Genomic DNA, 14,751 nt, shown 5'->3' with positions numbered 1-14,751 from the left:
GCTCAGGAACGGGGTTCGGTAGCACATTCGGGACACAGGCCCCAGTAGATGACCTCGGCCTCTTCGATCACGAAGCCGTGGTCGTCCGACGCGCTCAAACAGGGTGCGGGACCGACGGCGCAGTCGACGTCGGCGATGACACCACATGATCGGCAGACGACGTGGTGGTGGTTGTCCCCGACCCGGGACTCATAACGTGCCACGGACCCCGACGGCTGGATCCGCCGTACGAGGCGCGCGGCGGTCAGTGCCCGCAACACGTCGTAGATGGCCTGGTGAGAGACCTCTCCGAGCTCAGAACGCACGGCACCGATGATCGAGTCGGTGTCGGCGTGCGGGTGGTCGCGCACCGCGGTCAGCACGGCCACCCTGGGACGCGTGACGCGCAGGGAGGCCCCGCGCAGCATCCGCTCGAAGTCCTGGGTCATGGGCACGGGCGCAGTCTGGCCCATTTTCTGGAATGAATCAAGTTCGCGGATCCCGGGCGTGTCTCGTCGCGGACCCTGCGTCACGACCGAAGCCAAGTCCGTGAAGGCCCCCTTGCCTACCCTGAGGGTAGTGAAGGAGGCCTTCACGGACTTCAGGGGTCGCCACAGCCACATCAGGCGCATTCGCTCGCACTACGCCGAACCCGGGACTCCGCCACCCCCTGAGGACCGCGGCCCTCACGTTTAGTCCCGCGCCAGCAGCTCCCGCACCCGTTCCTGAAGTGCCTCCCTCGGGTACGCGTTCACCTGGGCGCCCGCCATCCGCACCGGGTCGCCGAAGAAGAAGTATTCGTACAACGTCTCCCGCCCGGCGAAGCTCGACACCGACGCGTCGAACGCCAGCTTGAACAGCCGCGCGCGGTCTTTCGCGGGCAGGGTGGCCGACTGGAGATAGACGTCGATGTCGGGGCGCCCCTCCGACTCGAAGTCCGCTTCACCCGGAAGGGCCATGAGGCCGGACGCGGAGAACTTGCGGATGATCTCGGTCAGCCGCGGCGAGACCTTGGTGGGATACCAGTTCCGGGCGGCGTTGAGGACTTCCCACTTCGGCAGGAAGACGCCGTCCTCGCTGAGCTTGCCGTCGGCCTCCGCCGCCCGCAGCACGGCCTTCTCGATCTCGACGTAGGAGATCAGCTCCGACAGATCCTGCTGGATGTGCTGGAAGCCGCCGATGCCGATCGCGGCGGCGATCTCACTGGCGAGGCCGAGGTAGAACTCGGTCTTGGCCAGCGTGCGGGTGACGACCTGGTGGGTCATGAGCGCGCCGGCCCCGGTCTCGGAGTACCAGGCGTTGCACAGTTCCGGATGCCCCAGCAGGAAGACCCGCTCGTTCGGGACGAAGACGTCGTCGAACACCACGACCGCGTCCATCTCCTCGAACCGGGAGGCGAGCGGCTCGTCGAAGGCCGAGCGGCCGTGGTCGAGTCCGGCGCGGCAGAAGTACTTCAGCCCGGGCGCGTCGTTCGGGACCGCGAAAGCGTAGGAGTAGGGCGCGTCTTCGGGGGTGCCGCGCAAAACGGTCGAGGGGAACACCAGGAGTTCGTCGGCGATCGGCGCGATCGTGGCGAGCATCCGGGCGCCGCGGACGACGATGCCGTCCTCCCGTTCCTCCACCACCTTCGCGGACAGGTTCCCGCCACCCTGCTGGCTGCCGGACACCGAACGGTTGACCTGCGGCGGGATCAGGGTGTGCGTCGCGAGGAGGTCGTTCTCGCGTGCCATCTCGTAGTACTTCTCGATGCGCTCGCCGAAGACGGGATCGGCCGGGGAGAAGAACTTCTTCGCGGCGGAAAGCGCGGTGAGCGACGAGTTCATGTAGTCGCCGGTCCGGCCGAGGAAACCGTTGGAGTATTCGGCCCACACGGAAAAGGCGGCCCGGCGGCGCTTGAGGTCCTCTTCGGTACGCGGCACCAGGAACGAGGTGCCGACGCGCTCCCCCGTCGTCGGCGACTCGTAGGTGAGGACGTCTCGGTGCGCCGGGTCGTGCTGGAGATCGAACAGCTTCGCGTAGGTCAGCGCGTTGTTGCGGAAGGCCGCGTGCTCGGCGACTTTCGAGGTCACCTTCTCGCCGTCGACGTACAACTCCGGCGTCATCGCGTTGAGCTTGTCGAGATACTGCTGTCCGGTGCGGGCTCCCATGTCGGGCTCCTTACTCTTGTCAGAACAGAGATTCGTGGCCTTGAGCTGATTCGTGGATCGTCGAGAACCGTCCGTCGACGAAGCCGAGCGCGTCGCCCGAGCGGTAGTCGAACTCCCGCACCTCGCCGAGGTACAGGGTGTGGTCGCCACCGTCGTAGGCGGCCCACGGCGTGCAGTCGAACCAGCTGAGCACGCCACCGAGCCGTGGCGCATGCCCGCCTTCGACCCACACCGGCGCGCCCTCTGGGGTCGGGCGACCGGCGAAGTTCATCGCGAGCGCCTCCTGTTCGGCGCCGAGGACGTTGACCGCGAACGGGCAGTCCGCGAGCAGGTCGTGGCTCTTCACGGTGCGCTGGATCGACACGAGCACGAGCGGCGGGTCCATCGAGACCGCGGTGAAAGAGTTCACCGTCAGGCCGTGCCGTTTCGTGGCGGCGTCGAAGGTCACCACCGCCACGCCGGTCGCGAACCGGCCGAGACAGCCTCGGAAGAACTGCGCGGGCGGCCGATAGAGGTTCGAACCCGGCGGAAAACTGGTTTCGCGTGACATCTTTGGCGACACTGTCGGTTCCTGTTCTATAATCGAACAGCCAGTTCAACTATCGAAATGGATCGTATACGATGGTTTCGGACTCCCGCAAGGCTTCGAGCGCGTCGCAGACACTCAGCCGAGGCATCCGCGTCCTCGAAGTCCTTGCCGACGCTCAAGAAGCGCTCAGTGTCGACCAGATCGCCGAACGACTCGGCGTCCACCGGTCGATCGCGTACCGGCTCATCCGCACGCTCGAAGACCACGGGCTCCTCACCCGGGAGCCTGCCGGGAAATTCGAGCTCGGCACGCGGCTGGCGGCGCTCGCGGCGGGGATCAAGCACGATCTGCAGGCCGCGGCACTGCCCGAGCTGACCGCGGTCGCGAACGAACTCGGCATGACGTGTTTCGTGGCGGTGATGGACCGCGAAGAGTGCGTGACCCTGGTCAGCGTGGAACCCCGGCACGCCGTCGCGTCCGTCGCGCAGCGCCCGGGGTCCAGGCATCCGTTCACCGTCGGCGCCCCCGGCCGGGCGATCCTGTCGCAGCTTCCGGAGGCGGGATGGCCGGAGGGAATACGAGAAGTGGCCGCCCGCGGATACGCGGACAGCCACGGTGAGGTGATCGAGAATCTCAGCGCCGTCGCGGTGCCACTTCCCTTGCGAGGCCACGACCCCGCGGCGCTCGCGGTCGTCTACCTGTCCAGCACCCTGGCCCCCTCCGAGCTCGCGGAGCGGCTCAAGGCGGCGGCGAAAGCCGTCCGTGACGCCCTCGGCGGGTGAGCGTCACGGACGGACTGGTCACTTCGAGAACCGCAGCGGGCTCACCGCCTGCTCGGCTTCGTGGTCGGGCCCGAGCGGGATCCCCGATCGATCGCGCAGCAACAAGGTGGCGATGAGGCCGATGACCGTCATCCCCGCCAGGTAGACGGCCACGGACACCGACGTTCCGGTGGCGTCGACCAGCGCGGTCGCGATCGTCGGCGCGAACGCGCCACCGAGGATCGCGCCGATCGCGTAGGAGATCGAAACGCCGGAGAACCGGATCGACGCGGGGAACAGCTCGGCGTAGAACGCCGCCTGCTGGCCGTAGGTGAATCCGAGCCCGACGCTGAGGATGATCAGGCCCAGCGCCAGCAGCACGATGTTCCCGGTGTCCACCAGCGGAAAGAGGACCGCGACGCCGGCCAGTTGCGCGATCCAGCCGAGCACGTACGTACGCCGCCTGCCGATCCGGTCGGACACCACGCCCGCCGCCCACGTCGAGATCAGCCAGGTGGCCGCCGACGCGGTCACCGCCCACAGCACCGGTCCGCGGTCGAGACCGATCGGCCCCTTCGGGTTGGTGGCGTAGTTCTGGATGTAGCCGCCGGTGGTCATGTAGCCGACGGCGTTGTTGCCCGCGAACACCAGCGCGGCCACCAGGACCAGCACGGCGTGCTTGCGGAACAGCTGGACGATCGGCGTCCGGGTCTGCTCGCGGCGTTCGGCGATCTCCCGGAAGACCGGGCTCTCCTCGACGCGGCGCCGGACGTAGTGCCCGACCAGGATCAGCACGACGCTGAGCAGGAACGGGATCCGCCAGCCCCAGTCGAGGAACGCCTGGCCGGGGACGAGCAGGCTGGTCAGCGCGAGCACACCGGAAGCCAGCAGGAGACCGAGCGGGACGCCGATCTGCGGCGAGGCGCCGAAGAGTCCCCGGCGCTTCGACGGCGCGTGCTCGACGGCCATCAGGACGGCACCGCCCCATTCACCACCCGCCGAAACCCCTTGCAGGACCCGCAAGAGGATCAGCAGCACCGGCGCGAGGACACCGATCTGGCCGAACGTCGGGAGCACACCGATCAGCGTGGTCGCGGCGCCCATCAGGATCAGGGTGAGCACCAGGACCACCCGGCGGCCGTACTTGTCGCCGAAGTGGCCGGCGAGGAACGCGCCGAGCGGGCGGAACAGGAAGCTCACGCCCACGGTGGCGAACGAGACGAGAGTGCTGTTCGCCCCGAGCCCGGAGAAGAACAGCTTGCCGAACACGAGACCGGCGGCGGACGCGTAAACGAAGAAGTCGTACCACTCGACGGTGGTGCCGACGACGGTCGCGAACGCGACCCGGCGCCGGTCGGAGGACGGCGGGGCGGTCCGGCCGGGCGTGTGCTCATCCTGCGCTGGATTCGACACCTTGACTCCTTTGACGTAGGCCTGACGCGAGTGGCGGCCCGCAGGGATCCTCGGGCGAGGCGAAAGCCACTCGGTGACCGCCTTGCCACTGTGGCACGGAATCATATACGTTATTAGATACGAAGCAAGGGTCGAGGGATTCAGGGAAACATGGGCACTTACGAGGCAACGGCGCCATCAGGTCGCGGGTCCGGTCCGCTGGGCACCCGGCCGGGCAAGATCATCGCCGTCCATCTCAGCTACGCGTCACGGGCCGAGCAACGCGGGCGGCGTCCGGCAAACCCGTCGTACTTCTTCAAGCCGTCGAGTTCGATCGGTACGTCCGGGGGCACGGTCGAACGTCCGGCGGGGACCGAACTGCTGGCCTTCGAGGGCGAGATCGCGCTGGTCATCGGCACGGCGGCCCGCTGGGTCAAGCCGGACGAGGCGTGGGACCACGTCGCCGCGGTCACCGCCGCGAACGACTTCGGCCTCTACGACCTGCGCACCGCGGACAAGGGCTCCAACGTCCGGTCCAAGGGCGGTGACGGCTACACCCCGCTCGGCCCCGGTCTCATCGACGCGCGCGACGTCGACCCCTCGTCGCTGCGCGTCCGCACCTGGGTGAACGGCGACCTGGTGCAGGAGGACACCACCGCCGGACTGATCTTCCCGTTGCGGCAGTTCGTTTCCGATCTCTCCCAGCACTTCACGCTCGAACCCGGCGACGTCATCCTCACCGGCACCCCGGCCGGGTCGACGGTGGTCTCCCCCGGCGACGTCGTCGTGGTCGAGGTCGACGTTCCCGGCACCTCCGTCAGCAGCGGACGGCTCCACACCACGGTTTCCCAGGGCATCCGGTCCTTTTCGGACGTCGGCAGCCTGCCCGAGGTCGACGAAAAGCAGCGCGCCGAAGCTTGGGGCACGCCCACGGACGAGCCTGCCGAAGAGAACGGGCTCAGTGACGAGCTTCGGGCCAAGCTCCTTCGCGCGCCCGTCGCGGGCCTGTCCGCGCAGCTGCGCAAGCGCGGGCTGAACAACGTCGCGATCGACGGCGTGCGTCCCAACCTGCCCGGTTCGAAGATCGTCGGCACGGCGAGGACTCTGCGTTTCGTCCCGAACCGTGAGGACCTGTTCAAATCCCACGGCGGTGGCTACAACGCGCAGAAACGCCTCTTCGATTCGGTCGGCGCGGGCGAGGTGATCGTCATCGAGGCCCGCGGCGACAAGGGTTCCGGCACGCTCGGGGACATCCTCGCCTTGCGGGCCCGGTACCTCGGCGCCGCCGGAGTGGTCACCGACGGCGGTGTCCGTGACTTCGAGGCCGTCGCGGAGACCGGGCTCCCGGTGTTCTCCCAGGGCGCGCATCCGGCCGTCCTCGGCCGCAAGCACGTGCCGTGGGACACCGACGTCGCGGTCGCCTGCGGCGGGGCCACCGTGCTGCCGGGCGACATCATCGTCGGCGACGACGACGGCGTGGTCGTCATCCCGCCGTCGCTGGCCGAAGAGATCGCCGACGCGACGCTCGTCCAGGAGGACGAGGACTCCTGGATCGCGCAGCAGGTCGGCCAGGGGCGCCCGATCGAGGGGCTCTTCCCGCTGAACCCGTTGTGGCGGGAAAGGTATGAGGCATGGCTGAAGAAGCAGTGAAGACGACCAGCAAGTCCGAACTCGCCTACGAGTGGCTGCGTGAGCGGATCGCCCGGCACGAGTACGGACCCGGCTACCGGCTGGTCCTCGCGGAGATCGCCGGCGCGCTCGACATGAGCGTCGTCCCGGTGCGCGAGGCGATCCGGCGCCTGGAGGCCGAACGGCTGGTGACCTTCGAGCGCAACGTCGGCGCCCGCGTGGCAATGGTGGACCAGAACGAATACGTCCACGCCATGCAGACCCTCGGCGTGGTCGAAGGCGTCGCCACCGCACTGTCCGCACCGGGGCTGACCGAAGAGGACATCGCGAAGGCGCGCCGGGTGAACGAGCGGATGATCGCCCTGCTGGACCATTTCGACGCGCACGAGTTCACCGCGCTGAACCAGCAGTTCCACTCGCTGCTCTTCGAATGCTGCCCCAACCCGCAGATCCTCGATCTCGTGCACCAGGGCTGGACGCGACTGTCCGGTCTGCGTGACTCGACCTTCGCGTTCGTCCCCGACCGCGCGCACCGGTCGGTCGAAGAACACGAAGAGATCCTCCGGCTGATCTCCGAGAAAGCCGACCCGCTCGACATCGAATTCGCCGCGCGCAATCACCGCTGGGCCACCATGCAGGCCTTTCTGGACGCTCGAGAGCGCGCGAAGCGCTGACTGAGGAGGAATCTTGACCACCACGACTCCCCGGCCGATCCCCGACGGTGTCCCGGAACGGATCCGGCACTACATCGGCGGCGAACTCGCCGACTCGGCCGACGGCGCCGTCTTCGACGTGCTCGACCCGGTGACCAACGAGGTCTACGTCCAGGCCGCCGCGGGCAAGAAGGCCGACATCGACCGCGCCGTCGCCGCCGCGCGGAAGGCGTTCACCGAGGGCCCCTGGCCGAAGCTGCTGCCACGCGAACGCTCGCGCGTGCTGAACCGCATCGCCGATCTCGTCGAGTCGCGGGACAAGCGCCTGGCCGCGCTGGAGAGCTTCGACTCGGGCCTGCCGATCTCGCAGGCACTGGGCCAGGCCCGCCGCGCGGCGGAGAACTTCCGGTTCTTCGCCGATCTGATCGTCGCGCAGGCCGACGACACGTACAAGGTGCCCGGCCGTCAGATCAACTACGTCAACCGCAAGCCGATCGGCGTCGCCGGGCTCATCACGCCGTGGAACACGCCGTTCATGCTGGAGTCGTGGAAACTCGCCCCCGCGCTGGCGACCGGCAACACCGTCGTGCTCAAGCCCGCGGAGTTCACGCCGCTGTCCGCGTCGCTGTGGGCGGAGATCTTCGAGGAGGCCGGACTGCCGCCGGGCGTGTTCAACCTCGTCAACGGTTTCGGTGAGGACGCCGGCGACGCGCTGGTCAAGCACCCGGACGTCCCGCTGATCTCGTTCACCGGCGAAAGCGGCACCGGCAGCCTGATCTTCGGCAACGCGGCGCCGTTCCTCAAAGGACTGTCGATGGAGCTGGGCGGCAAATCCCCCGCCATCGTCTTCGCCGACGCCGATCTGGAGACCGCGATCGACGCGACGATCTTCGGCGTGTTCTCCCTCAACGGCGAACGCTGCACCGCGGGCAGCCGGATCCTGGTCGAGCGCGCGATCTACGACGAGTTCGTCGAGCGCTACGCCGCGCAGGCCAAACGTGTCGTGGTCGGCGACCCGAGCGACCCCAAGACCGAGGTCGGCGCGCTGGTGCACCCCGAGCACTACGACAAGGTCATGAAGTACATCGAGATCGGGAAGACCGAGGGCAGGCTGGTCGCCGGCGGCGGCCGTCCGAACGGTTTCCCGGACGGGAACTACGTGGCGCCGACGGTGTTCGCCGACGTCAAACCGGACGCCCGGATCTTCCAGGAGGAGATCTTCGGCCCGGTCGTCGCGATCACGCCGTTCGACAGTGAAGACGAAGCACTGGCGCTGGCGAACAACACGAAGTACGGGCTCGCGGCCTACGTCTGGACCAACGACCTCAAGCGGGCGCACAACTTCGCGCAATCCGTCGAGGCCGGGATGGTGTGGCTCAACTCGAACAACGTCCGCGATCTGCGCACGCCCTTCGGCGGGGTCAAGGCGTCCGGGCTGGGACATGAGGGCGGCTACCGCTCGATCGACTTCTACACCGACCAGCAGGCGGTGCACATCAATCTCGGCGAGGTGCACAACCCCGCCTTCGGCAAGGGCTGACCCCACTCCCTGTCCACAAAGGATGATTCCATGACCACCATCCCCACCCCGAGCTCGCCACCGCCGGACGTCCTGCGCTGCGCGTACATGGAACTCGTCGTCACCGATCTGGCGCGTTCGCGGGCTTTCTACGCCGACATCCTCGGCCTGACCGTGACCGAAGAGGACGAGACCACCGTCAGCCTTCGCACGATCGACGAGTTCATCCACCACAACCTCGTGCTGCGCCAAGGCCCGATCGCGGCGGTCGCGGCCTTCTCCTACCGGGTGCGCTCGCCCGAGGACCTGGACAAGGCCGTCGCGTTCTACACGGAACTGGGCTGCCGGGTCGAGCGCCGCGAAGAGGGCTACACCAAGGGCATCGGCGATTCGGTGCGCGTGCAGGACCCGCTCGGCTTCCCGATCGAGTTCTTCCACGACGTCGAGCACGTCGATCGGCTCAGCTGGCGCTACGACCTGCACATCCCGGGCGCGCTGGTCCGGCTCGACCACTTCAACCAGGTCACCCCGGACGTGCCGCTCGCGGTGAGGCATATGGAGGATCTCAACTTCCGCGTCACCGAAGACATCCAGGACGATCAGGGCACGACGTACGCGGCTTGGATGCGCCGCAAGTCGACCGTGCACGACACCGCGATGACCGGCGGCGACGGGCCGCGGATGCACCACGTCGCCTTCGCCACGCACGAGAAGCACAACATCCTGTCCATTTGCGACAAACTCGGCTCGCTGCGGATGTCGGACCACATCGAACGCGGTCCCGGCAGGCACGGCGTCTCGAACGCGTTCTACCTCTACCTGCGCGACCCCGACGGGCACCGCGTCGAGATCTACACGCAGGACTACTACACCGGCGACCCGGACAACCCGGTCGTCACCTGGGACGTGCACGACAACCAGCGTCGCGACTGGTGGGGCACCCCGGTCGTCCCGTCGTGGTACACCGACGCCTCGCTGGTGCTCGACCTCGACGGCAAGCCGCAGCCGGTGGTCGCGCGGACCGACGACAGCGAACTGGAGGTCACCATCGGCGCCGACGGCTTCTCCTACACCCGCAAGGGTGACGACGACGGAGAACTGCCGGCCTGGAAACAGGGCGAGTACAAACTCGGCAACCAGCTCTGAGCGCCGGGCGGCGGAGCTGCAGATGTACCCGAAAGGCGACCGAACGTGTGAACCCACTCGATCGCAGCGGCGGTTCACCAACAGACAATAGGGCGGGGACATGCTCGAACAGGAAACGATCACCGCGATCGCCGACGAACTGGCGGCCGCGGAGGAAGCCCGGGAGACGATCCCGCTGCTGACGGCGCGCTACCCGGACATGACCGTCGAGGACTCCTACGCCGTGCAGAACGAATGGCGGCGCAGGGGTATCGCGGCGGGGCGCCGTCCGGTCGGCCGCAAGATCGGGCTCACCTCGAAGGTCATGCAGGCCGCCACCGGGATCACCGAACCCGATTACGGCGCCATCTTCGCGGACATGGTGTTCGAGAACGGTTCCGTGATCGAGCACAGCCGGTTCTCGAACGTGCGCATCGAGGTCGAGCTGGCCTTCGTGCTCCGTGAGTCCCTCGCCGGACCGGACACCACGGTGTTCGACGTGCTGCGGGCGACCGAGTACGTCGTGCCCGCGCTGGAGATCCTGTCGTCGCGCATCGAGATGGCGGGGCGGACCATCGTGGACACGATCAGCGACAACGCGGCCATGGGCGGCATGGTCTACGGCGGCAACCCCGTCGCCGTGGACGCCGTCGACCTGCGGTGGGTCTCGGCGCTGTTGTACCGCAACGAGACCATCGAGGAGTCCGGCGTCGCCGCCGCGGTGCTGAACCACCCGGCGAACGGCGTCGCCTGGCTGGCGAACAAACTCGCGCAGCACGGCGACAAACTCGATCCCGGTGACATCGTGCTGGCCGGCTCGTTCACCCGGCCGATGTGGGTGCACCCGGGAGACACGGTGACCGCCGACTACCGGGACCTGGGGGCGATCACATGCCGCTTCGTCTAGACCCGCCCTTCCGGGATCGGTTGTCCGAAGGGCCCCTGATCGGCATGTGGGTCACCTCGGGCAGCCCGGTCGTCGCGGAGATCTGCGCGGGGTCGGGCCTCGACTGGTTGCTCATCGACACCGAGCACACCCCCACCGGGCTGGAGACGGTGCAGTCGTTGCTGCAGACGATCGCCGCGTACCCCAGCACACCGATGGTGCGCGCCCCGTCCGGCGACGCCGTCGCGCTGAAGCAACTGCTCGATCTGGGCGCGCAAAATCTGCTCGTGCCCATGGTCGACAGCGCGGACGAGGCGGAGGCCGTCGTGCGAGCCGTCCGTTATCCGCCGCGAGGCGTGCGCGGCGTCGGCAGCGCCCTCTCGCGATCGGCACGCTGGAACAGGGTCGAGGGCTATCTGCCGAACGCCGAAGAGTTCACCTCGTTGTTCGTCCAGATCGAGTCGACGGCGGGTGTCGCGGCCGCCACCGAGATCGCCGCTGTCGACGGCGTCGACGGCGTGTTCGTCGGACCGTCCGATCTGGCCGCGTCGATGGGCCTGCTCGGACAGCAGACGCATCCCGACGTCACCGCGGCCGTCCTGAGCACCTTCGAGGCCGTCCGAGCGCAGGGAAAACCGGTCGGCGTCAACGCGTTCGATCCGGCGCAGGCCCAGCGCTATCTCGACGCCGGTGCGTCGTTCGTCCTGGTCGGCGCCGACGTCACCCTGCTCGCCCAAGGTTCGGAGGCGCTCGCGCGGCGGCATCCGGGTTAATCTCTCGCACATGATCCCGTGGCTGCTCGACTCCGATCCGGCCCTGCGCTGGCAGGTGGAACGCGACCTCGCGCACGAACCGCCCGAGGTCTGGGAGGCGACGCGGGCACGGATCGCGACCGAGGGCTTCGGCGCGCGTCTGCTCGCCCACCAGGATCCGGACGGCCAGTGGGCGGGCGGCGCGTTCTTCCCCGCCGGGTTCTCCGGCTTGTCTTCGGGTGAGGAGATCGGGCAGCCGTGGACGGCGACGACGTGGTCGCTGAACACCCTGCGGGAGTGGGGAATGGACGCCGGGGTCCTGCGCGGGACCGCCGGCCTCCTCGCCGCGAACAGCCGGTGGGAGTACGACGACCTGCCGTACTGGGGCGGCGAGGTCGATTGCTGTATCAACGCGTGGACCCTCGCGAACGGATTGTGGCTCGGCGCCGACGTCACTTCGCTCGCCTCGTGGTTCACGGAACATCAGCAGCCCGACGGTGGCTGGAACTGCGAATGGGTCTCGGGTTCGAAGCGGTCGTCCGTCCACTCGACGCTGAACTCGCTCAAGGGCCTGCTCTCGTTCGAGGCGGCGACCGGTGGCACCTCGGCCTCACGGGCCGCCCGGCGCACGGGTGAGGAGTACCTGCTGGAACGCGGCTTGTTCCGGCGGTTGTCGACCGGTGCGGTCATCGCGCCGTGGATCGCCGTCTTCGCCTACCCGTTCCGCTGGTTCTACGACGTGCTGAACGCGGCCGACTACTTCCGTGAGGCCTCGCTGCACGACGGCACCGCTCCGGACCGGCGGATGGCCGAAGCCGTCGAGCTCATCCGTTCCGCCCGGCAGCCGGACGGCACCTGGCTACAGGCACATCGGCATGCCGGGCGGGTGTGGTTCGAGGTCGATGTCGCGGCGGGTGTGCCTTCGAAGTGGCTGGCTCTGTACGGGACGCGGGTTTTGAACTGGTGGGACTCCGGATCGCGCTAGGACGTGGGATGACCCGGTATCGCACAAAGCCGACGGAATCCGCGAAACTGGTCCGCAAAGCCTTCGATACCGAATGAATTCGTTCGCATTAACTCGATTTTCTGCTGAGATAAGCCGTCACCGCCGTGGCCGGATGACTTCACGCGGTGGCTGATGCCTACACCGACTGGCTGAACGTCATCCGTCGGGATCCGCGATCCTCAGCCGAAATGGGGCTCTGCGTAACGCATGTCCGGCGCTTGCGAATCCGATCGGCGGTATGGGTGGTGATCATCCGCGGATAACGTCGGAGTCCGCGAGAGTTCCGGCCGTAGCGCGCGTGCGGGGACGAATTCGCGCACTGGGGAATGCACTGAAAATGACTCGGCCGGTTTACCCGTGCCTGGAGGTATCGGAGTGTCCGAAACACTTGCTCGTCGTCCGTTGTCGCCGGACGTCGTGTCCGAAAGCACGTCCCCGCGCTGGGCGGTGTGGCATTCGCCTGCCGATCAGCCCCGCTGGGCCCGGCCTGTGTTGCTGGGAATCACGGCGGTGGCGGCGGTGCTGTACGCGTGGAATCTGCCGGTGGTGGACCTAGCGCCGCTGTATTCGGACGCCGTGAAGAGCATGTCCGGGAGCTGGAAGGCCTTCCTGTTCGGGGCCGTGGACGCGGAGGCGACGGCCACGTTGGACAAGCTCGCCGGTTCGTTCGTGCCGCAGGTCGTGTCGGCCAAGATCTTCGGCTACAGCGAATGGTCGCTCGCGCTGCCGCAGGTGATCGAAGGCGTGATCTCGGTGCTCGTGATGTACCGGGTCGTGCGGCGCTGGGCGGGCGTCGTTCCCGGCCTGCTCGCCGCGGGCATCTTCACCCTGACGCCGGTCGCCGCGTCGATGTTCGGGCACAGCATGCAGGACGGTCTGCTGACGATGTGCCTGGTGCTCGCCGTCGACGCCTACCAGCGCGCCGTCCTGGAAGGGCGGCTCCGGTCGCTGGTGTGGGCCGGGGTCTGGGTGGGGCTGGGCTTCCAGGCGAAGATGCTGCAGGCGTGGATGATCCTGCCCGCGTTGGCGATCGGTTACCTGCTGAGCGCGCCGACCGGGTTGCGCCGCCGGGTGAAGCACGTGGCGATCGCCGGTGCGGTGACGTTGGCGGTGTCGCTGTCCTGGATCGCCCTGTTCACCCTCACCCCGGCAAGTTCCCGGCCCTACGTCGACGGCAGCACGAACAACAGCGCCTTCGCGATGGTGTTCGGCTACAACGGCCTCAGCCACCTGGGCATCGAACTGCCTGGCGCCAGGAAGTTCGACAACGACGGCGGCGCGATCGACCCGCAGCAGCGTGACATCATTCCCGCCAAACGGGGAAATCCCGATGAGGACCCGACGAAGGCGACGAGCAGGCCGGTCCAGCACGGTGGGGCCAAGCTGTTCGACGGCCACCTCGCCGTCGCGGTCGGCTGGCTGTACCCGCTCGTGCTGCTGACCCTGCTGCGCGGACTGTGGTGGCGGCGTAGGGCCGAACGCTCCGATCCGGTGCGCGGTGGGCTGGTGATGTGGGGAGTGTGGCTGCTGACCTTCGGCCTGGTCTTCAGCGTCGCCGACGTGCCGCACACCGCGTACGTGGCCTCGCTCACGCCCGCGGTCGCCGCGCTCTCCGCCCTGGGCATCGTGCTGTTCTGGCGGGCGTATCGGGAGGGCGGCAAGCAGGCTTGGCTGTTGCCACTCGCGGTGGCGGCCGAGGTGGCTTGGGCCGCGTGGCTGTGGTCGCACTACCCGAATTTCCTGCCATGGGCGAAATGGGGTGCGCTCGCGCTGGGCGTGGCCGCTGTCGTCGCGCTGGTTCTGACGCGCGTGGTCAAGACCGTCTCGCCCCGCCTGGTCACCGCCGGGCTCGCCGTCGGGGTCGCGGCCGTGATGGCTGCACCCGCCACATACGCGATCTCCGTGCTGGACCCCGATTACTCCGGCATGTCCTTCGACGCCAATGCCGGCCCGGAGTCGGGCCGGATCCCCGCCGCGCCGCCCGCCCCGGCCAACGGGGCAGGCGGGTGAGCCGGGCACGCGTCGCGTGCGGAGCTGCGGGTCGGCTATCCGCTTGATCGCCTCACCGGCTGAGGCCGGGTTCCGCCAGCCGCGTCGCCCGCTCTCGTCGCCTGTCCGGGTATTTCGTGGTGCCGCAATGACTGTGAATCGCTTGCCTGCACGCCAGCCTCGTGTCGCCGCCACCCCGGAGACTGCCTGCCCTGGGGTGAAGGGGACTTTCCGCTCGTGTGATGAGGGGAAAGTCCCCTTCGCCCTGCCAGTCGCCGCCGAGGAGCACCGGTCCGTGAAGGCCTCCTTGAGGGACCCTGGGTCCCTCAAGGAGGCCTTCACGGACTCTGCGTTCGGGAGACATGACCGTGGTGAAGGCTCGAC

13 protein-coding genes are annotated in these 14,751 nt (G+C 68.1%); 9 read left to right on the top strand and 4 right to left on the bottom strand.

Features of this window, described 5'->3' with window-relative positions; genetic code table 11:
• Positions 1-2: 2 nt before the first annotated feature.
• The 3 genes from CFP71_RS25275 to CFP71_RS25265 all read right to left on the bottom strand — a co-directional run bounded on the left by CFP71_RS25275 (position 3) and on the right by CFP71_RS25265 (position 2,676).
• Positions 3-434 (bottom strand): Fur family transcriptional regulator, encoded by a 432-nt coding sequence (locus tag CFP71_RS25275; protein WP_093936465.1) that lies wholly within the window; start codon positions 432-434, stop codon positions 3-5.
• A 237-nt stretch (positions 435-671) separates the two neighbouring features.
• A complete protein-coding gene (gene hpaB / locus CFP71_RS25270) occupies positions 672-2,126 on the bottom strand; it encodes a 4-hydroxyphenylacetate 3-monooxygenase, oxygenase component (protein ID WP_093936431.1) in 1,455 nt (484 codons plus the stop codon).
• A gap of 19 nt (positions 2,127-2,145) precedes the next feature.
• Positions 2,146-2,676, bottom strand: a complete 531-nt coding sequence (locus tag CFP71_RS25265) for a flavin reductase family protein (protein WP_093936430.1) — start codon at positions 2,674-2,676, stop codon at positions 2,146-2,148.
• A 71-nt stretch (positions 2,677-2,747) separates the two neighbouring features.
• Between CFP71_RS25265 and CFP71_RS25260 the strand changes: the two genes are divergently transcribed.
• The gene (locus CFP71_RS25260) at positions 2,748-3,437 is read left to right on the top strand and encodes an IclR family transcriptional regulator (protein ID WP_093936429.1); all 690 of its coding nucleotides are present in this window, start codon (positions 2,748-2,750) and stop codon (positions 3,435-3,437) included.
• An 18-nt stretch (positions 3,438-3,455) separates the two neighbouring features.
• Here the strand turns inward: CFP71_RS25260 and CFP71_RS25255 are convergent, their stop codons facing one another.
• On the bottom strand, positions 3,456-4,829 hold the full coding sequence (locus tag CFP71_RS25255; RefSeq protein WP_093936428.1) for an MFS transporter: 1,374 nt from the start codon (positions 4,827-4,829) through the stop codon (positions 3,456-3,458).
• A 150-nt stretch (positions 4,830-4,979) separates the two neighbouring features.
• On the opposite strand from CFP71_RS25255, the gene CFP71_RS25250 reads away from it, so the two are divergent.
• The 8 genes from CFP71_RS25250 (at position 4,980) to CFP71_RS25215 (ending at position 14,388) form a co-directional block, all read left to right on the top strand.
• Complete coding sequence (locus tag CFP71_RS25250; protein WP_093936427.1) at positions 4,980-6,458, top strand: fumarylacetoacetate hydrolase family protein; 1,479 nt, start codon at positions 4,980-4,982, stop codon at positions 6,456-6,458.
• Complete coding sequence (locus CFP71_RS25245) at positions 6,440-7,111, top strand: GntR family transcriptional regulator (RefSeq protein ID WP_093936426.1); 672 nt, start codon at positions 6,440-6,442, stop codon at positions 7,109-7,111. Before CFP71_RS25250 ends, CFP71_RS25245 begins: the two co-directional genes overlap by 19 nt.
• A 13-nt stretch (positions 7,112-7,124) precedes the next feature.
• The gene (gene hpaE / locus CFP71_RS25240; protein WP_093936425.1) at positions 7,125-8,630 is read left to right on the top strand and encodes a 5-carboxymethyl-2-hydroxymuconate semialdehyde dehydrogenase; all 1,506 of its coding nucleotides are present in this window, start codon (positions 7,125-7,127) and stop codon (positions 8,628-8,630) included.
• Between the two features lie 30 nt (positions 8,631-8,660).
• On the top strand, positions 8,661-9,755 hold the full coding sequence (hpaD, locus tag CFP71_RS25235; protein ID WP_093936424.1) for a 3,4-dihydroxyphenylacetate 2,3-dioxygenase: 1,095 nt from the start codon (positions 8,661-8,663) through the stop codon (positions 9,753-9,755).
• A 100-nt stretch (positions 9,756-9,855) separates the two neighbouring features.
• Positions 9,856-10,641 (top strand): 2-oxo-hept-4-ene-1,7-dioate hydratase, encoded by a 786-nt coding sequence (gene hpaH / locus CFP71_RS25230; protein ID WP_093936423.1) that lies wholly within the window; start codon positions 9,856-9,858, stop codon positions 10,639-10,641.
• Between the two features lie 20 nt (positions 10,642-10,661).
• Positions 10,662-11,393, top strand: a complete 732-nt coding sequence (locus tag CFP71_RS25225) for an HpcH/HpaI aldolase family protein (RefSeq protein WP_244199822.1) — start codon at positions 10,662-10,664, stop codon at positions 11,391-11,393.
• Between the two features lie 10 nt (positions 11,394-11,403).
• Positions 11,404-12,357 (top strand): squalene cyclase, encoded by a 954-nt coding sequence (locus CFP71_RS25220; RefSeq protein WP_093936421.1) that lies wholly within the window; start codon positions 11,404-11,406, stop codon positions 12,355-12,357.
• A gap of 396 nt (positions 12,358-12,753) precedes the next feature.
• Positions 12,754-14,388 (top strand): ArnT family glycosyltransferase, encoded by a 1,635-nt coding sequence (locus CFP71_RS25215; protein ID WP_244199821.1) that lies wholly within the window; start codon positions 12,754-12,756, stop codon positions 14,386-14,388.
• The last annotated feature ends 363 nt before the right edge of the window (positions 14,389-14,751 follow it).

It is taken from the genome of Amycolatopsis thailandensis, assembly GCF_002234405.1.
GTDB lineage: Bacteria > Actinomycetota > Actinomycetes > Mycobacteriales > Pseudonocardiaceae > Amycolatopsis > Amycolatopsis thailandensis.
Note: the sequence above shows the minus strand (reverse complement) of the source record. Positions and strands in the feature narration are given on the sequence as shown.